The organism is Chloracidobacterium sp., from assembly GCA_016715795.1.
In the GTDB taxonomy this organism is placed as follows: Bacteria; Acidobacteriota; Blastocatellia; order Pyrinomonadales; family Pyrinomonadaceae; genus OLB17.
This window is the reverse complement of the sequence record JADJXP010000001.1, coordinates 573,426-591,950: the sequence shown is the minus strand read 5'-3', so window position 1 is coordinate 591,950 and position 18,525 is coordinate 573,426. Positions and strand designations below refer to the sequence as shown.

Below are 18,525 nucleotides of genomic sequence, written 5' to 3'. Positions count from 1 at the left end.
TTCCTATTCTAACAGCTTTTGCCCGTGGCCTTTCAAGGGGCGAGCCGCACGCCGCCGTTGCTCACCGGTGACACATAGGTATTGAAGTCGATCCCCGTCGTGAGATATGCGGAGCGCATCGCCGCGGCAACGCGTTCCGCAGCCGTCCTGTCGCGGCTCAGCATGAACATAGACGGGCCCGAACCTGATATGCCGCCGCCGATAGCACCGGCGTCGAGACAGGCTGCTTTGACCTTATCAAAGTGTGGTATCAGCGAGCTGCGTGCAGGTTCAATGATCGTATCGACCATCGATCGTCCGAGCAGATCACGGTCGCCTGACGCGAGGCCCGCGATAAATCCGCCGAGATTGCTCCAATTCCGAACCGCGTCAGCCAAGGCAACCTCGCTTGGCAAGATCGCACGCGCCTCGGCCGTTCTTATCTCGATCTGCGGATGTATGACCGTCGCATATAGCTCAGGAAACGCGAGCGGCACGATATCGAGCGGATCGGATGATCGCACCAGCGTAAACCCGCCATAGATGCACGGTGCCAGATTGTCGGCATGCCGCGAACCTGCCGCCAGCATCTCACCGGCCATCGCGAGCTCTATGAGTTCGGGCTTTGTAAAAGGTTCGCCCGCGAGCAGATTTGCAGCAACAACAGCTCCGCACGCGCTGGCTGCGCTCGAACCGATGCCGCTTCCCGGCTTGATACGCTTTGTGATCTCGACCTCATAACCATGATCGATACCCGACGCGTCGATAAACGCCTGCAAGGCAACGCCGGCGACATTCTGTTCTGCTTCCGTCGGCAAGCAAAAACCGTCGTGATGAACGATGCGGATGCCTGCGCCCGAAGCCATTCTCACAGTCATATCGTCGTAAGGGCCGTCAAGCGCAAAGCCGAGGCAGTCAAAGCCGCACACCACATTAGAGACCGTCGCGGGTGCCAGCACCCTTACTTCATCCATACCTTAGCCAATGCCCTTGGGGCGTTGTATCATCTATTTCTTTCGGCATTCGCCGTTCACCGATGCGCTACTTTAGCACAAACCATTCGTCGCCGGATGTCAGCTTCAGCGACGCCGTGCTTCTCGGCCAGCCCGATGACCGCGGACTCTATTTTCCGGCCGAGGTCCCGCGGCTCGATGATCGGTTTGTGGCCGGGTTTGCGGACCTCGACAACGCCGAGATCGCCTTTAATGTTATTCAGCCGTTTGTCGACGGCGAGATAGACGATGCGTCACTGAGCACCATCTGCAGCGAAACGGTCGATTTTGCGTTTCCGCTCGTTCCCATCTCGGATCGAATCTCGGTCCTTGAACTCTTTCACGGGCCGACGCTGGCATTTAAGGATGTCGGTGCCCGGTTCATGAGCCGATGCCTGAGGCATTACGCGGGTTCGGCCGGTGAAAAGATGCTCGTGATAGTTGCCACCTCGGGCGATACGGGCGGAGCGGTAGCGGCGGGCTTTCACAATGTCGAGGGCGTCGAGGTCGTCATCCTCTATCCTAAAGGACGCATTTCTCGCGTCCAGGAGCTGCAGCTCACGACGCTAGGCGGCAACATCACGGCGCTTGAGATCGACGGCGTTTTTGACGATTGCCAGGCGATAGCCAAGCGTGCGCTCGCCGACGCTGAGCTGCGAGCGAGGGCCCGATTGACCAGCGCAAATTCGATAAATGTCGCTCGCTGGCTGCCGCAGCAGTTTTACTACTTTTTTGCACTAAAGCATTGGCAGGGCGAGCCGCCGGTCGTCTGTGTGCCCAGCGGAAATTTTGGCAATTTGGCCGCAGGAATGCTGGCCGCCGCATCGGGCCTGCCCGTCCGGCGATTCGTCGCCGCGTGTAATGCCAATGATGTCGTGCCGAGATTTCTGCTGACGGGCACCTACGAACCGCTGCCCTCGGTAGCTACGCTCTCGAACGCAATGGACGTCGGCGACCCGAGCAACTTTAGCCGCATCCTGGAACTGTTCGATGGCGATATAGAACGGCTTCGCGACAGGCTCGTTGCGGTTCGCGTCTCAGACGAAGCCACGGCTGCGACGATCCGTGATGTAGAAGAAAAATACGGTTATACGCTCGATCCGCACGGGGCCGTAGGCTACCGATGCCTGGCGGGCGTATTGGAAGATGGTCTGGACGAGCGGGGCTTTTTCCTCGAAACGGCACATCCGGTGAAATTCGATACCGTGAGTGAGATACTTGATCGTCCGGTCGCCATTCCGCCTACGGTCGAGCAGCTTTTCTCAAAACGATCGGTCAGGGTCGAGCTTCCCAATGACTATCAGGCGGTAAAGGATATACTGCTGAGCAGAGTATGAAGGTCCTAAAATTTGGTGGCTCGTCAGTAGGCAGCCCCGAAGCTATCCAACAGGTCATCGAGATCATTCGCCGCGCCGGCGGCGAGGGCCGCTGCGTCGTCGTATTGTCAGCCATGCTTGGCACGACCGATGATCTGATAGCCGCCGGCCGCGCTGCCGAGACCGGCGATGACGGCTACCTTGAGATCCTCGGCCGCATCGGCGAGCGACATCTCGCGGCGATCGGCGAGCTCTTTGACAACGGCGAGACGAATACGGTTACCGACTTTGTCGAGTCAACTATCAAAGAACTCGGCGACCTCTGCGACGGCGTAAGGCTTGTCCGCGAGCTGACGCCAAAGACGCTCGACCGCATTCTCAGCTTTGGCGAGATCGTCTCGACAAAGATCGTCTCCGCAAAGATGGCCGAGGCCGGTATCAACAACGAATGGACAGACAGCCGACAGCTGATCCGGACAAACTCGAACCACGGCCTGGCGTCAGTCGATCTCGCAGAGACGCACCGGCGAATAGTGGAGTATTTCAACAGCTCCGATGCGGCCATTCACATCCTGCCCGGATTTGTCGCCTCTAACACAGAAGGACACACCACCACGCTCGGCCGCGGCGGTTCGGACTATACGGCGGCGATAGTTGCGGCTGCGGCCGATGCCGAGGTCCTTGAGATCTGGACCGACGTGAGCGGTATGATGAGTGCCGATCCTGGCCTTGTGCGAAATGTTCGTCAGATCTCGCATATCACCTATCGAGAGGCAATGGAGCTTTCCCATTTCGGCGCAAAGGTCATCTATCCGCCGACGATCCAGCCCGTAATGGCAAAGGACATTCCCGTGTCGATCAGGAATACCTTCGCTCCCGACGATCTCGGCACGTTGATCGAGTCGGAGTCTGCGGCCGAAAAAGACCTTATTCGCGGCATTTCGAGCATCGACGAGATCGCCGTGCTCAATCTGGAAGGCAGCGGCATGGTTGGCATTCCCGGCTTTTCAAAACGGCTGTTCGGTGCTCTCTCACAGGCCAGGATCAACGTCATCCTGATCACACAAAGCTCATCGGAACATTCGATCTGCGTGGCCGTCGACGAGGCGTCGTCCGACCGGGCAAGACGCGTTGTCGATCAGGAATTCGAATACGAGATCGCCGCCGGCCGTATCGAACCGCTCAAGGTCGAGACCGGCTTCTCGATCCTCGCTTTGGTCGGCGAGCGGATGAAGGAACACACCGGCGTATCGGGCAAGATGTTCACCACGCTCGGGCAGAATGGCATCAATATCCACGCAATAGCTCAGGGTTCGAGCGAGCGCAATATCTCGGCGATCATCTCGTCGCGCGACGTCAGAAAGGCCGTAAACGCTTTGCACGAGGAATTTTTCTCCGACGGCAGCAAGCAGGTGAATATCTACATCGCCGGTGTCGGTACGGTCGGCGGCCGCCTCCTCGCCCAACTCGGCGCCCAGCACGACCACGTCCTCGACGACATGCGGCTCAATCTTCGCGTCGTCGGCGTTGCCAACAGCAAACGCTTTGCGTATGACGAGGACGGGCTCGATATTGCCGCGTATCATACTGTGCTTGAGGCATCGGAGCCCGGTTCGGTCGAGGCATTCACCGATGCGATCATCGCCAACAACCTGCGAAATTCGGTCTTTGTTGATGTGACGGCGAGCTGCGACGTGGTCGAGATGTATCCAAAACTGCTCGAACGCAGCGTCTCGGTGATCGCCTGCAACAAGGTCGCCGCGTCGTCCGCTTACGATAGCTACCAACATCTCAAGGGCCTCGCGCGCGAATACGGCGCCAACTTCTTCTTTGAGACAAATGTCGGCGCCGGCCTGCCGGTCATTCACACGCTGGGCGACCTGCTCCGCAGCGGCGATCGCATTCGGCGGATCGAGGCTGTGCTCTCTGGCACGCTCAACTTTGTCTTTAACAATTATGACGGCTCGCGGCCATTCGCTGATGTCGTTCGACAGGCACAGGACGAGGGCTACACCGAGCCTGACCCGCGGCTTGACCTCAGCGGCACGGATGTCGCCCGCAAGATACTCATCCTCGCCCGCGAAGCCGGCCACAGGATAGAGATGGACGATATAGAGAACGTCGGCTTTCTGCCCGATGCCTGCCTGTCGGGTTCGGTCGAGGATTTTTACGAGGCGATGGCCGCGGAAGAGGCCAATTTTCGCCGATTGCTGGACGAAGCGGCCTCAAATGGCCTGACGCTCAAGTACATCGCTGCCTTTGATAACGGACGCGCCTCCGTAGGGCTGCAATCCATCGGGCCGGACCACAACTTTGCGAACCTTGCCGGCAAAGACAACGCCGTCCTCTTTTATACGGATCGCTACCCCGAACAGCCGCTTGTCATCAAAGGCGCCGGTGCGGGAGCTGACGTCACCGCCGCCGGCGTGTTTGCTGACATCATTCGTGCCGCAAGCGCGAATTGAATGAATTCAATATCTTCTTGATCTCGATCACCTCCGCCTCATAAGGCCCCTGAACCTCCGCTGATAAAAAATTCAGGTCCCTCGCCATCAAGGCGTAATATTCCAGCCGGTGACCCATTGCAACGGCCGCACTGAGAGATCGCGAAAACTCAAGATCATTCGATTTACCGCAGCCCTCGGCGATCAATGCCGGGATGTCGATAGCGGCCTTTCTCATCGATAGCCGCAAGCCGAACAACTCCTCATTCGGAAACTCCGCAGTGATTCGGTACGTCCATAAAGCCAGTTCGTGGGCCCTCCGCCAAACCTTGAGATTCCTAAAATCCTGCATGATCTATAAAAGTAGCTATTAGCCATTAGCTAGTAGCAAGAAATTTGAAACTGGCTAATAGCTAACAGCTATCAGCTAATAGCTACATTCCAAATTTTCTTTCTAGCCACCATCAATCCGTCGCGGATCGGAACCAGCACGTTCTCTACCCTGTCGTCGGCGAGGACCTTGACGTTGTAATCATGTAACGCTTGTGCGTCTTCGTCCTTTTCTTCGTCCAGAACGCGGCCGCTCCAGAGGACGTTGTCAGCTACGATAAAACCGCCGGGACGCAGCCTTTCGAAAACAAGATCGTAATAGTGTGAATAGTTTGGCTTGTCGGCATCAATGAACACCATGTCGAATGTCTCGTCCAGCGTCGGAATGATATCGGCTGCGACGCCGAGGTGAAATTCGACCTTGTCGCGATAATCGCTCTTCTCGACAAATGAGCGTGCGACCGCGTTGGTCTCCTCTTGTATGTCCAAAGTAATTACTTTGCCGCCGTCAGCCAGCCCTTCGGCCAGGCAAAGTGCCGAATATCCCAAATATGTGCCGATCTCGAGCACAATGCGCGGGCGTATCATATGCGAAAACATTGAGAGCAGACGGCCCTGAAAAAAGCCCGAGAGCATCGCCGAATCTTCGTAATGCTCATAGCAATGCTCGCGAAGTTCCCTCAGGACCTTGCTTTCGCCCGAGGTGAACCGTTCGGCGTATTCAGTAAGTGCGTTCTTTATCTCATTCATAGTTCTGTTGATATCAGATCGGCTGCGATGGCAGTGGTGACGGCTGTTTCGGGGCTGGCCGTACCGAGTTTTGACATTATCGCTGCGACGTGGCTATCGATCGCAGGCTCAGATGTGTCGAGTGCAAATGCGATCTCGCTCGTTTTCATTCCGCCCGCAAGCATTCTCAGCACGTCACGTTCGGTTTCGGTCAGTTGTCTCACTCTTTTGCCAGGCCGGCGGCAAACTCGACGACCGGTTTTATCAGGTCGGTGTCGTAGTTCGTTCTCACATTCTGCATCACGGCCGTGATGCGCTCCAGCCCCATGCCTGTATCGACCGACGGTGCGGGCAGCGGCGTGAGCGTGAATGTGCCGTCGTCGTTTTGCGTGCGGTTGTATTGCATAAAGACGAGGTTCCATATCTCCATCGTCGTGTCGCCGGGGCCATTGACCCAATGAGCCGAATTCTTTTCCGGGTCGGTCGGGTCGTCGCCCATGTAATAGTGAATTTCGGAGCACGGCCCGCACGGGCCGGTGTCGCCCATCTGCCAGAAATTGTCCTTGCGGCCGAAACCGAGCACGCGTTCGGGTCGTGCACCGGCCTTGACCCACAGATCACGGGCCTCGTCGTCAGGCCCGACCTCGTCGTCGCCCTCAAACACCGAGAACCACAGCCGCTCGACGTCAAGACCAAACTCATTCACAAGCAGGTCCCAGGCGTAGCGAATGGCGTCCTCCTTGAAATAATCGCCAAACGAAAAATTCCCCAGCATCTCAAAGAATGTGTGATGCCTAGCCGTTTTGCCCACCTCGTCGAGGTCATTGTGCTTGCCGCCCGCGCGAATACATTTCTGCGATGTTGCCGCACGAGTGTAATCACGTTTTTCCAGGCCGAGGAAAACGTCCTTGAACTGGTTCATACCGGCGTTTGTAAAAAGCAGTGTCGGGTCGTTGGCGGGCAGCAGCGGCGATGAATGCACGATCTTGTGCCCGTGCCGCTCGAAATAGCCGAGGAATTTAGCCCTGATCTCGTCACCTGTCATAGATAAAATCTATCACAGGTCGATTGTTTCGCTATTTGGCGGGGTTGAATTTGAGCGACACAGAATTCATGCAATATCGCAAGCCGGTCGGCTCCGGGCCATCGTCAAAAACGTGTCCGAGGTGCGAGCCGCAGCGGGCACATTCGACCTCGGTGCGGACCTCGCCGAGCGAGCGATCTGCCCTTTCGGCGACGTTCTTTTTGAATATCGGCTGGTAAAAACTCGGCCAGCCCGTGCCTGAATCAAACTTTGTCTCTGACCTGAACAGGGCCAGCCCGCACGCGGCGCAGTAGTAGATGCCGTGTTCGTGATTCGCCGCGTATTCACCGGTGAACGGCCGTTCCGTGCCCTCTTCGCGGAGCACGTAAAACTCCTCCCGGCTCAGTTCTTTTTTCCACTCAGCATCCGTTTTCGTGATCGTTTTTCCGTCAAACTCGCCGTCGGTGAACGTGATCTCGCGAGTTGGCTTGGCAGTTCGCGGAGTCGCTTCAGGTGCTGCCGACGGATCGTTGACCGATGCCACGGCCGAGCAGCCAAATTGATTCAGGAACAGCAGCAAGCCTGCGAAGGCAAGAACTGCAAACGACGAGAATAGGTGATGCGATCTCATAGCAAAGCGTGGTTCACTCGATGACCTGAGGACTTTCCCGCCGGTGTTGGGGGCGAATCCCCTTCCGGATCGCCCGGCCCGGCCCTTGATCTGGCTGCCTCAGGTCATCGAGCTAAAAGGCGTGTCGCCTTTGCTGATATTTTCGCCCCGAACACGATATTAGATGCAGAACTCGTTAGATAGGTGGCGGAGAGGACAGGACTCGAACCTGCAAGCGGTTACCCGCGGCGGTTTTCAAGACCGCTGCATTACCAAATTATGCTACCTCTCCGCACGTGAAAGGCGGAACTCAGAATATAACTGATAGGCAGTCGATTAACAACCATCGACCCAAGCGGCAAGTGTGTTTGCAAAGTGAGCGATCCGGCTAGTTCTCAGCCATCAGCTTGTCTATGGCTTTTGCCAGCGGTTCGACGCGGCCGTAGCCGCTACCGCGATACTGGATGACGCCGTTCTGATCGATGACAAAGAAAGAAGGAAAGCCCATATCCAGGCTGCCGTCCTTGGCCCGGTCAGCGTATTGAAGCAGCAGCCCGAAGTTGTCAGCAAGTATCTCGAACCTCATCGGATTGCGCCGGACAAAGGCATTTACGATGTCGTCATTCTCCATTGTCGGGGCGAGAAAAATGACCTTGCCCGTGCCGTCAAATTGGCCCGCCAGCTTGTTTAGCTTTGGCAGCTCGGCACGGCATATCTCACATTTCGTGGACCAAAAGCTAAGAACGACGACGGAGCCCCTCAGCTTGGCAAGCTCATACTGGTCGCCATCGAGCGAGACGCTCGAAAAATCCGGAGCTGACGCACCGACCTTGAGGCTCGTCTGGGCCCCGGCCGAGGCGGCGAGCACAAGCATAGCGGTGACCAGTAAAACTCTTTTCATAGCGGTCGGGGATCGGTGGGAGGGCCGTGCCAACAGATAATAGCACCTATTTTAAGCAAATCAACAAATACCGGGCATTTTCAGAAACGGGCCGCGTGCTAGAATCCAAGTTCATGCTGCTCGAATCGCTCGAGGCCATCAACTTCCGCAACCTGTCAGGACGCCTGGAATTCTCGTCGGGGCTTAATGTCTTTGCAGGCGAGAATGGCGAGGGCAAGTCCAATTGGCTCGAAGCGATAGCCCTGCTTGCATCGGCGAGGTCATTCAGGACATCTCGGCTGCCGGAGGCCGTTAAATTTGACGCCGATGAGGCCACGGTCCGCGGCAGCGTCCGAGAATCGCCCGAAATAGTCCGTGACCTTCAGGTCATCATCGCCGGCAACACCAAGACGCTGGCCATCAACGGCAAAAAAGAGGCGGCAAATCGATATCTCGGTCAGCTCCACGCCGTTGTTTTTACGGCCGACGAGCTTGAGATCGTTCGCGGCACGCCGGAATCGCGCCGCCGGTTCCTCGACGAGGGCATTGTCGGGCTTCATCCGCCCTTTGTGCAGGTCATCGCGGACTACACTCGCGTGATCCGGCAAAAGAACGCTTTGCTGAGCAGCGCGGCAGAACAGAGGCTTTCGACGGACAGCGTTATAGAACGCCTCACCCCGTGGAATGAGCAGCTTACTCAGCTCGCCGCCCGCATCCATCGCGGACGCACGCGCTTTGTCGAGCGGATCAATGAAGTGCTGGAGCGGAGGCTATTCGGTCACGAAGAGGTGGCCGTCGAATATCATTCCACGCTCGCCCGCCACGGAGCCCTAAGCGATTACGAGACCCTGATCACCGAGCGGCTGCAGGCCCGCGTGCAGGCCGAACTCGCTGCGGGGCATTCGCTCGTCGGCCCGCATCGCGATGACCTCGAGATCCGCTTTGATGGGCGCGACCTGCGCAAATTCGGCTCAGCCGGCCAGCAGCGAAGCGCACTTCTCCTGCTTTTGCTCTCGAATATCGCCGTCTTTCACGCCACCAGAGGCGAATATCCACTCTTTCTTATTGACGATATTGACGCCGAACTCGACTACAAAAGGATCGGTAAATTGCTCGCGTATCTCGACGGCAAAACGCAGACTTTCGTAACGACGTCGAAAGAGAGCTTTGTCGAGCGATTTGGCTCTTCGGCGGCTGTATTCCGAGTCGCCGGCGGCCGTGCCGAAATCCAATAAAATTAAGCTGCTTAATGCCTCTCGGCCACTACGGAAAACGGCCAAAAAGTGGTAAAATCCAACTTGGATAATGAAGGCAAAAGCGTCGTCCCCCGCACCGTAACGGTCTCGCTAAAGATCACAATTACCAAGCGGTAACTTACAGGCAAGGATAAGAGGTTTACTATAGTTTTGGCTAAGGCAAAGAAAGAATACAGTGCAGATTCGATAACCGTTCTCGAAGGGCGCGACGCGGTGCGCAAGCGGCCCGCGATGTACATCGGCTCGACGAGCGAGATCGGGCTGCATCATCTGGTTTACGAGGTAGTTGATAACTCGGTCGATGAGGCCCTGGCGGGCTTTTGCGATCAGGTCGAGGTGATCATTCACATCGACAATTCGATCACGGTCATCGACAATGGACGCGGCATTCCGACCGACATACACAAGCAGGAAGGCCGCTCGGCTGCCGAGGTCGTGATGACCGTGCTGCACGCCGGCGGCAAGTTCGACTCGAATTCCTACAAGGTCTCCGGCGGCCTCCACGGTGTCGGCGTGAGCTGTGTAAACTTCCTAAGCGAATTCCTCCGCCTTGAGATCTGGCGTGACGGCAAGACGCACGAGCAGGAATACGAACGCGGCATTCCCGTCGCACCGCTCAAGCAGACCGGCACCACGACGAAGCGCGGCACAAAGGTCACGTTTCGCCCCGACACCGAGATATTCGAGACGACCAACTACAGTTTTGAGAAGCTGTCAGAGCGGCTTCGCGAAAAGGCCTTTCTCAACAAAGGCATCCGCATCATCATCAAGGACGAACGCGAAGAAGAGGAGAAATCGCACGAGTTCTATTACAAGGGCGGCATCGCTGAATTTGTAAAGCACCTTAACCGCAATAAGCAGGTCCTGCACGACGAACCGTTGTATTTCGAGAGCGTCTCGGACGACCTCTCGATCGAGGTGTCAATGCAGTACAACGACGGCTACGACGAGAAGATATTTACGTTTGCCAACAACATCAATACCGTTGACGGCGGCACGCACCTGTCGGGTTTTCGCGGTTCGATCACGCGAACGATCAACAACTACGCCGAATCATCAGGCATGACCAAGAACGCAAAGGTCACGCTCAGCGGCGACGACGTCCGCGAGGGCCTGGTTGCCGTGATCTCGGTCAAGCTGCCGCAGCCGCAGTTCGAGGGGCAGACAAAGGGCAAGCTCAACTCGCCCGTCAAAGGGCCTGTCGAATCGTTCCTGAATGAGAAGCTGGGCGAGTATTTCGAGCAGCATCCGGCCGTCGCCAAAAAGATCGTCGGCAAGGCCGTCGAGGCCGCCCGCGCCCGTGAGGCGGCACGAAAGGCACGCGAGATCGTGCGAAAATCAGCGATGGGCGGCTCTGGTTTGCCCGGCAAGCTCGCCGATTGTCAGGAGAAAGACCCTGCGCTGAGCGAGATCTACATCGTCGAGGGCGACTCGGCCGGCGGCTCGGCCAAGCAGGGCCGCGACCGCAAGAACCAGGCCGTGCTGCCGCTCAAGGGCAAGATCCTCAACGTCGAAAAAGCACGCTTTGACAAGATGCTCGGCCACGGCGAGATCAAGGCGTTGATCACCGCACTCGGCACCGGCATCGGCAAAGAGGATTTTGACGTCAGCAAACTTCGTTATCACAAGATCTGCCTGATGACCGACGCCGACGTTGACGGATCGCACATCCGCACGCTGCTGCTGACGTTCTTTTATCGGCAGATGCCTGAACTGCTCGAGGGCGGCTATGTTTACATCGCCCAGCCGCCGCTCTACAAGGTAAAACGCGGCAAGAAAGAAGAGTACATCAAGGACGAGAAAGCGATGTTCCGCTATCTTATGCGTCAGGCGACCAGCGATGTTCAGGTTACGTCCGCAGATCGTGGCGTCGAAGGCCGCGAACTCTCAAAGGCACTCGAGCAGACGACCGAGCTCAAGAACTATAAAGAACGGCTCGCCAGACGCCTGTTCAATGATCCACATCTCGTGCAGGTGCTGCTTGAGGCCTTTGGCGGGCGTGACGGCATTCTGAGCAAGCATTCGGTCCGCCTGCGAAAGATATTCGGCGAACAAGAGATGATGGCCGAAGTCGAAGGCCGTCTCGCCGACGCCGGCTACAACACCGAACTCACCTCAGACGAGGAGCACAGCCTGTGGGAGATCGACATTGCCTATCCCAACGGCGGCCGCCTCAAGATCGACTGGAACCTTGCCAGCTATGTCGAATTCCAAAAGGCCGTCGAGCTAAAACGCGACCTCGAGACCTATTTTGCAGCACCATTTGTGCTCGGCGAGAACGGCAAGAGCGAATCGCTCGATACCCGCGAGGACCTGCTCGAAAAGGTAATGGGCCTCGCCAAAAAGGACCTCACCATCCAGCGTTACAAGGGCCTCGGCGAGATGAACCCCGAACAGCTCTGGGAAACCACCATGGACCCCGAAAAACGCACCATGCTCCAGGTTCGCATCGAAGACGCCATCGAGACCGACGGCATCTTCACCGTCCTGATGGGCGACCAGGTCGAGCCCCGCCGCAAATTCATCGAGGACAACGCGCTGGATGTGAAAAACCTGGACGTTTAGCGAGATGCGAGACCTCAAGGTGACAAAATCGACGCTTTCGCGATCTGACACAAGGCGCGATCTAAAAGATAAGACCCCTGGCGAGTTGATCGAGATGGTAGATCAACTCACCCTCGACGCTTGGGCCTTCAAAGAGAACCTCGATGCTGAACCCCGACTTCAGAGACATATTGTGGTCGTTAAAAAACGCCGCGGTTGACTTTATCGTCGTCGGGGCGTTTGCGCTTGCGTCTCACGGTCGGCCGAGGGCGACAGGCGATATCGACATTTTCTTACGAAACAGCCCGGACAATGCGGAGCGAATAATGGCGGCCCTGCGCGACTTTGGTGCGCCGCTTGACAAGATATCGGTCGAGGACTTCACGTCGCGTGACAACGTCGTCCAATTAGGTCTCGAACCGCGTCGCATCGATCTGATGACCCGGATCAGCGGCGTGTCGTTCGACGAAGCGTGGAAGAACAAGGTCGCTGTCGCGATCGGTGATCTGGAAGTGTTCGTCTTATCAAAAAGCGATCTGCTAGCAAATAAGAAAGCTGCGGATCGCGACAAGGACAGCGGCGACATCGCGTGGCTCACCGAGAACTCCTGACCGACTCTCGCGCATGCGTCCCTGGGACGTGTTTTCGTATGACCAAACGCTGTTTTGTATGACCCACGCGCATGATTTCCGGACCGTTTTTGCGTCCCGGATCACAAACTGGCCAAGATCGACAAATTTGACGAGCAGGCGGCGATCGACAAGATCGCCCATGCCCTGTATTGCCAACATCTTTCCTAAGAAGCAAAAACTGCTTGACATAGAATGCAATGACGTGCTATGTATGATACATCATGGCACTCGACCGAGATTTTGAGAGATTTAACGGCGGACCGAATGAACCGATAGCCAACCGCGTTCACGTGACGATCAGCCCCGCGAAGCTCATCCTGCTCAACCGCAGGGCCTACCAGCTCATGGGCACGCCTGAGGCCGTTAACCTCTATTACAGCCGCGTCCGCGACACGATCGCGATAGAACCGACAAGCCCGCGTTTTAACCAGGCATTTCCCGTCGCTGCGACAGGTGCGAGCTTTCGCATCAATGCCGCCCCGTTCTGCCGCAACTTCAACATCAAGATCGACGCGACCCTAAAATTTCCCCGCCCCGACCTCAAGGGCCACACCATGCTCCTAAACCTCTCCGAAACCATCTCCGTCAGCCGCCAGAAGCGAAAGAAGAAATAGGCTATGTCGGACTATCTTGGCGGCGCATTGAACAAAAATTTGGGCCGCACATGGAGCAAAAGTGCGCGTTCTTTGCGGCGTCGGCAGGTAGGCCTTCATCGTGAAAGTCTCTAGCGGTTATAGGGTCTATTGCCAAGGCAAATTGATCTTCCCAGCGGAACTGAAATCTTGCGGAACTTAGGGCGTTGTCGCGATAGTGGGCCGCAGGATGACCTTTAGCTAAGTCCGCGGAATGAGCGGCGATTCGGTACGCGATTAAGGATTGCTTTACGTCATCTTTGTTAGGCAATCCAAGATGTTCCTTGGCGGTCAGGTAACACAACATCGAACACCCATACCACGCCATCAGCGTTGCTCCCGCTATTGAAGTCATGTGGTCATAACCCGGGGCGATATCAGTAACAATTGGGCCTAAATTATAAAACGGAGCCTCATGACAAAGCGTAAGTTGCTGATCCATGTTCTCCTTCAGCAAATGAATTGGAATATGGCCTGGCCCTTCTACCATAACTTGTGCGTCATATCTCCATGCGCGTTTCACGAATTTTCCGATTCGCTCTAGCTCGGTAAATTGTGCTGTGTCGTTTGCGTCGGATATCGAACCTGAACGTAATCCGTTACCCAAAGAAATTATGAATCCATAGGCACTAGCTAACTCGCAGATTTCATCAAAGTGTTCAATTAGGAAGTTCTCACGTTGATGATGCCGGCACCATTCAGCAACGATTGACCCACCTCTGGACACGATACCTGTAAGTCGATCGTCCGTTGTTCCTTCGTCGACAATTGAAACCCCCACATTTACTGTCAAGAAATCAACGCCTTGCTCTGCATGCTCAATGAGCGTATCCCTAAATAGGGACCAACTCAGGTCTTTCACTTTTCCTCGAACTTTATCAAGCGCCTGATAAATTGGAGAGGTCCCGATTGGAACCGGACTATTCCGGAGAATCCACTCTCGTGTTTGATGAATATCCCGGCCAGTTGACAAATCTGTGACCGTATCGGCGCCCCAGTTGCACGCCCAAATCATCTTTTTAACTTCTGTTGCGATAGTTGAAGCTACAGCTGAATTTCCGATATTGGCATTAACCTTGACTCGGAAATTTCTGCCTATTATCATCGGCTCGGCCTCAGGATGATTGATATTGGACGGTATGATAGCTCTCCCCAAAGCAACCTCTTGCCTGACAAATTCCGGTGTGTAACCTTCAGATGGGAGAATGGCGCCGAAAGAGTGAGCAGCATGCTTGTGACCAATCGTTTTGTTTTCCAGGAACCCCTGATTCTCCCGTATCGCAATAAACTCCATTTCAGGGGTTACTATTCCTTGCCTCGCGTAGTGCATTTGCGACACGTTCTTTCCAGTTATTGCTCTGCGGACTTCAGCACGTCTACTCATACCATGGCAGGCTGTTCCACTGCCTAACAAAAGAGCCGCATATTCGGAAGTTCTCTCCGAAAGAACCTCCGTGTCGTTTCTTGATTCAATCCAGGTTGCGCGACAGCCAGATAGTCCCAATGCTAAGTCAATAGTCGATGCCGGATCCCCATAGGGACCAGTGGTATCGTATAGTGAAATACCATCCACCAGCTCCCTATGTCGGTTGTCTTTACTGCTATAGCCGGTGCCAAAAGCTATTCTTCGCATTGGTACTCTTAAGTTGGCAGTGGAACCTTGCGAATAAATCCGAGTTGATTGCGGGTACGTAACCCGTAAATCATCGAGTTTTTTAGATTCGCGATTTTTTTGAATTGAGATCATTCTTTCCTCTTCGGTTGTGACCTGCTCCCGTAAAATTACCCCAAGTGGAAAGCAAGAATCAAATAGAATGGAGGAAGGTTCTTGCAATGAGGAAAAAGTATACGGAAGAGCAGATCGTGGGGATCTTGCGAGGGGCGGAGGCGAGCGGGAAAGGCGTTAAGGAATATTGCCGTGAGAAGGGAGTGCACGAGACGACGTTCTACGGGTGGAAGAAGCGGTTTGGGTCGATGGATGTCGAGGAGGTACGGGAGTACCGAACGCTGGTGCAGGAGAACGCACGGTTGAAGCGTCTGCTGGCTGAGCGCGATCTTGAGATCGACGCGATCAAAGAGGTGCTTAAAAAAAGTGGTAGGCGTGTCGGACCGGCGAGAGGCAGTGAGGATAATGATCGGTGCGGGTATGAGCGAGCGGTTCTCGTGTGCTTTGTTGGAACTGGAGCGAAAGAGCTATCGGTACGAGCGGCGAGAGCGAGCACCTGACCCGATCTCAGAGCGGATAAAGGAGTTGGCGCTTGCTTATCCGCGATTCGGGTATCGGCGGATATGGGCGATGCTTGGCACGGGCCGGAGAGGTGGTGAACATCAAGCGTGTGCATCGCTGGTGGAAGAAGCTGAAGGCTGCGACTTGCGAGGAAAAGGCCGAAAAGACGGCGTCAGGACGTGCAGATGATCGTTCCAAAGGCCGAGAAGGCGAACCAGGTGTGGACTTACGATTTTGTATTCGATCAGGCAGTTTCGGGGCGAAAGCTGAAGATGCTGACGCTGGTTGATGAATACACGAGGGAATGCCTTGCGGTCGAGGTCGCATCATCGATCACGGCGAGGGGCGTGAGACGGGTGCTTGAGCGGGTTTGCCGCGAGAGAGGATGCCCTCAGATGATCCGCTCGGACAACGGCAGTGAATTCATCGCCGGGGCGACCCGCGAATGGCTCTCGGCAAACAACATTCAGCCGATGTTCATCGCACCGGGCAAGCCTTGGCAGAACGGCAAATGCGAGAGCTTTAACGGCAAGCTGCGCGATGAACTGCTGGGCCAAAGGTGGTTCAGTTCGATGTGGGAAGCACGGGTAGTGATCGAAAGCTGGCGGAAATTCTATAACACGACGCGCCCGCATTCGTCGCTTGGCTATCTCACACCCGCCGAGTTTGCTGCCAGCCTCGCCTCCGGCTCGGCTGCCACCAAACTCGATCACGATCCGACGGCAGTTAGACCAAAAACACTAGCTTTCCACTTGGGGTAAAAACAGGGGGCTGGACAGTTGCAATGCAGTTCGGTTCTATCGGTACTCGTGACTATGATGAGGGAAATCACTCCAAATCACCTAAATTTCGTATATTATACCGAATCAGCGTAAGCAACCATGAGGATAGTCGACGAGCTCAGATGCAGAATGGCCCGAGATCCAAATAAGCGTTCAAGTATCGTTGAACATAGGAGTTGAGAGAGATTAGCGATGGTGTCTGCCCTTTCACCTGAAACAGTACTGCAAAATCGGTACCGTATTATCTCGCGTCTTGACACGAAGCCCGATGGCAAGGCGAAGGGAGGAATGGGAGCAGTTTATCTTGCTGTGGACACTCGGTTGAGTTGTGAGGTGGCAGTCAAACAAACTATCAACGAGAACGCTGAGCTTTCGGAGGAGATGACGAAAGCGTTTGAACGTGAAGCCAAACTCCTAGCGATCTTGCGACATCCTTCATTACCGAGAGTTACGAATCACTTTATTGAGGATAATGCCCAGTTTCTAGTAATGGATTTGGTTCACGGCAATGATTTAGACGATGTGCGACGTGACTACGGCGGATGGTTACCAGTTGAGTTGGCATTAAACCTCGCCGACCAACTTTTGGCGGTACTTGAATATCTACATTCGCACAATCCGCCGGTTATTCATCGTGATATAAAACCTTCAAATTTGAAACTGACCCAAAACGGGCATTTGATGCTTTTGGACTTTGGCCTCGCGAAAGGCACGGTTGGTTTAATGTCCCAACACAATGATCGAAGCCTGTTTGCCATGACAGAGGCATATGCCTCGCCAGAACAACTTGAAGGCGAAATTACGGAAGCACGAAGCGATTTATTTAGCGTCGGCGCGACCTTTTATGAATTATTGACGGGGCAGGCACCGCTGCACGCCTTGACGAAGCGAGCGTTCGCCTTGGCAATGAGAAAACCAGATCCATTGTGTCCGATTCATGAACTGAATATGGACGTTCCAGTCGAAATTTCCCGGATCTTTATGCAAGCGTTAGCACTAGACATCGAAAACCGCCCATCGTCGGCTAGTGAATTTCGACGAGTGTTAGGCCAAACGGAGATCGAGAACGAGTTGCAAACAGTCCAAGGAGACGAAGACAGGACTTTCCCTTTGTTCAGCCGAAGCGAAAGCGAAGACAGGCTTGTTACAGATACTGAGAAAGACCTAATCAAAGGAATTGAACAGCTACGCCTTCGGGCCGAGAGAGCCGAAGAATTAGTCCAAGAGCAACGTCAACGCCAAGAAGCGGAAAAACGACATCAAGCTGAATCGGCACGAAAACAACGCGAAGCGGAAGTCGCGCGACAAAAAGAAATTAAACGGCTTAAAATCGAAGAAGCAAAACTCCAGGAGGAAAAAAAGAGATTAGAAAGGGCAATAATCCTCGAAGAAGCTAAGGAAAAAAAGGTCACGACATGGAAACGCGTCGGCGTCGCAGTATTAACCATAACGATATTGGGCGGATTGTTTTGGTTAGCCTCGGGCCTGTTCTCAAGCGTATCGAATACTGCAAGTGATTATTACGGTATTGCCTACAACTGTGAGAAAGAAATGGACAACGATTGCGCTCTTGCTAATTTTTCTAAGGCGATTGAGTTAAGACCTGACTTTCCCGAGGCATACCTAGGGCGTGGAACTGCCTATGTGAACAAAGGCAGTTATGACGATGCAATCACAGACTACTCAAGAGCCATTGAGCTAAGGAATGCTTTTGCCACTGCCTATCACAATCGGGGAGTCGCCTATGCTCGCAAAGGCAATTTTGATAATGCTATTAGGGATTACAATCAAGCAATTGAATTAGAGCCTAATGATGCAAGTACTTACCACAATCGGGGACTTGCTAATGCTAAGAAAGGCAATTACGAACAAGCGATCAAGGATTACAATAGAGCAATTAATATTAAGCCCAATGATGCAGGTGTCCATGTCAGTCGGGGAGTCGCATTCTCAAAAAAGGGAAATATCGACCAAGCAATTGCGGACTATCGGATGGCCTTGAAATTAGATCCAACCGACAAGGATGCTAAAAACAATTTGGAAGTCGCCTTAAAAGAACAGAAGCTTAAATGAAGAATCAACGCCGTAGATGTCTTAAGTTAGCTCTTCGGCTTCGCCTCAGGCAAGCAGGGATGCTTGCCGCTCCAG

15 protein-coding genes, 1 tRNA gene and 1 pseudogene are annotated in these 18,525 nt (G+C 54.7%); 8 read left to right on the top strand and 9 right to left on the bottom strand.

What is annotated here, in order from left to right:
- Nucleotides 1-32: 32 nt before the first annotated feature.
- Nucleotides 33-953, bottom strand: a complete 921-nt coding sequence (locus tag IPM59_02675) for a homoserine kinase (protein ID MBK9214493.1) — start codon at nt 951-953, stop codon at nt 33-35.
- Between the two features lie 62 nt (nt 954-1,015).
- Between IPM59_02675 and thrC the strand changes: the two genes are divergently transcribed.
- Both thrC and thrA read left to right on the top strand, forming a co-directional pair.
- Nucleotides 1,016-2,308 (top strand): threonine synthase, encoded by a 1,293-nt coding sequence (gene thrC / locus IPM59_02670; GenBank protein MBK9214492.1) that lies wholly within the window; start codon nt 1,016-1,018, stop codon nt 2,306-2,308.
- A complete protein-coding gene (gene thrA, locus IPM59_02665) occupies nt 2,305-4,752 on the top strand; it encodes a bifunctional aspartate kinase/homoserine dehydrogenase I (protein MBK9214491.1) in 2,448 nt (815 codons plus the stop codon). The genes thrC and thrA overlap by 4 nt, the downstream gene beginning before the upstream one ends.
- Here the strand turns inward: thrA and IPM59_02660 are convergent.
- The 7 genes from IPM59_02660 to IPM59_02630 form a co-directional block, all read right to left on the bottom strand.
- Nucleotides 4,727-5,083 carry a four helix bundle protein gene (locus tag IPM59_02660; GenBank protein ID MBK9214490.1) on the bottom strand — a complete coding sequence of 119 codons (357 nt, stop codon included), beginning with the start codon at nt 5,081-5,083 and terminating at the stop codon, nt 4,727-4,729. The genes thrA and IPM59_02660 overlap by 26 nt on opposite strands.
- Before the next feature lie 71 nt (nt 5,084-5,154).
- Complete coding sequence (locus IPM59_02655; protein ID MBK9214489.1) at nt 5,155-5,811, bottom strand: O-methyltransferase; 657 nt, start codon at nt 5,809-5,811, stop codon at nt 5,155-5,157.
- Entirely contained in the window at nt 5,808-6,014 is a 207-nt protein-coding gene (locus tag IPM59_02650) for a helix-turn-helix transcriptional regulator (GenBank protein MBK9214488.1), read from the bottom strand. Before IPM59_02650 ends, IPM59_02655 begins: the two co-directional genes overlap by 4 nt.
- Nucleotides 6,011-6,835: a hypothetical protein gene (locus IPM59_02645; protein ID MBK9214487.1), complete on the bottom strand. Its 825-nt coding sequence runs from the start codon at nt 6,833-6,835 to the stop codon at nt 6,011-6,013. The genes IPM59_02650 and IPM59_02645 overlap by 4 nt, the downstream gene beginning before the upstream one ends.
- A 31-nt stretch (nt 6,836-6,866) precedes the next feature.
- Nucleotides 6,867-7,445 (bottom strand): peptide-methionine (R)-S-oxide reductase MsrB, encoded by a 579-nt coding sequence (gene msrB, locus IPM59_02640; protein MBK9214486.1) that lies wholly within the window; start codon nt 7,443-7,445, stop codon nt 6,867-6,869.
- A gap of 184 nt (nt 7,446-7,629) precedes the next feature.
- A tRNA-Ser gene (locus IPM59_02635) sits at nt 7,630-7,716 on the bottom strand.
- 96 nt (nt 7,717-7,812) lie between these two features.
- Complete coding sequence (locus IPM59_02630; protein ID MBK9214485.1) at nt 7,813-8,325, bottom strand: TlpA family protein disulfide reductase; 513 nt, start codon at nt 8,323-8,325, stop codon at nt 7,813-7,815.
- A gap of 95 nt (nt 8,326-8,420) precedes the next feature.
- On the opposite strand from IPM59_02630, the gene recF reads away from it, so the two are divergent.
- The 4 genes from recF to IPM59_02610 all read left to right on the top strand — a co-directional run bounded on the left by recF (nt 8,421) and on the right by IPM59_02610 (nt 13,350).
- Entirely contained in the window at nt 8,421-9,539 is a 1,119-nt protein-coding gene (gene recF / locus IPM59_02625; protein MBK9214484.1) for a DNA replication and repair protein RecF, read from the top strand.
- A gap of 165 nt (nt 9,540-9,704) precedes the next feature.
- Nucleotides 9,705-12,125 (top strand): DNA topoisomerase (ATP-hydrolyzing) subunit B, encoded by a 2,421-nt coding sequence (gyrB, locus tag IPM59_02620; protein MBK9214483.1) that lies wholly within the window; start codon nt 9,705-9,707, stop codon nt 12,123-12,125.
- Nucleotides 12,126-12,268: 143 nt separating this feature from the next.
- Nucleotides 12,269-12,715, top strand: coding sequence for a nucleotidyltransferase (locus IPM59_02615; GenBank protein MBK9214482.1), 447 nt, complete (start codon nt 12,269-12,271; stop codon nt 12,713-12,715).
- Between the two features lie 242 nt (nt 12,716-12,957).
- A complete protein-coding gene (locus IPM59_02610; GenBank protein ID MBK9214481.1) occupies nt 12,958-13,350 on the top strand; it encodes a hypothetical protein in 393 nt (130 codons plus the stop codon).
- Nucleotide 13,351: 1 nt separating this feature from the next.
- Here IPM59_02610 and thiC read toward each other — a convergent pair whose 3' ends face one another.
- On the bottom strand, nt 13,352-15,115 hold the full coding sequence (gene thiC / locus IPM59_02605) for a phosphomethylpyrimidine synthase ThiC (GenBank protein MBK9214480.1): 1,764 nt from the start codon (nt 15,113-15,115) through the stop codon (nt 13,352-13,354).
- Nucleotides 15,116-15,201: 86 nt separating this feature from the next.
- Here thiC and IPM59_02600 point away from each other — a divergent pair.
- Both IPM59_02600 and IPM59_02595 read left to right on the top strand, forming a co-directional pair.
- A pseudogene (locus IPM59_02600) lies at nt 15,202-16,356 on the top strand (IS3 family transposase).
- Nucleotides 16,357-16,569: 213 nt separating this feature from the next.
- Nucleotides 16,570-18,450, top strand: a complete 1,881-nt coding sequence (locus IPM59_02595; GenBank protein ID MBK9214479.1) for a tetratricopeptide repeat protein — start codon at nt 16,570-16,572, stop codon at nt 18,448-18,450.
- Nucleotides 18,451-18,525 lie beyond the last annotated feature (75 nt).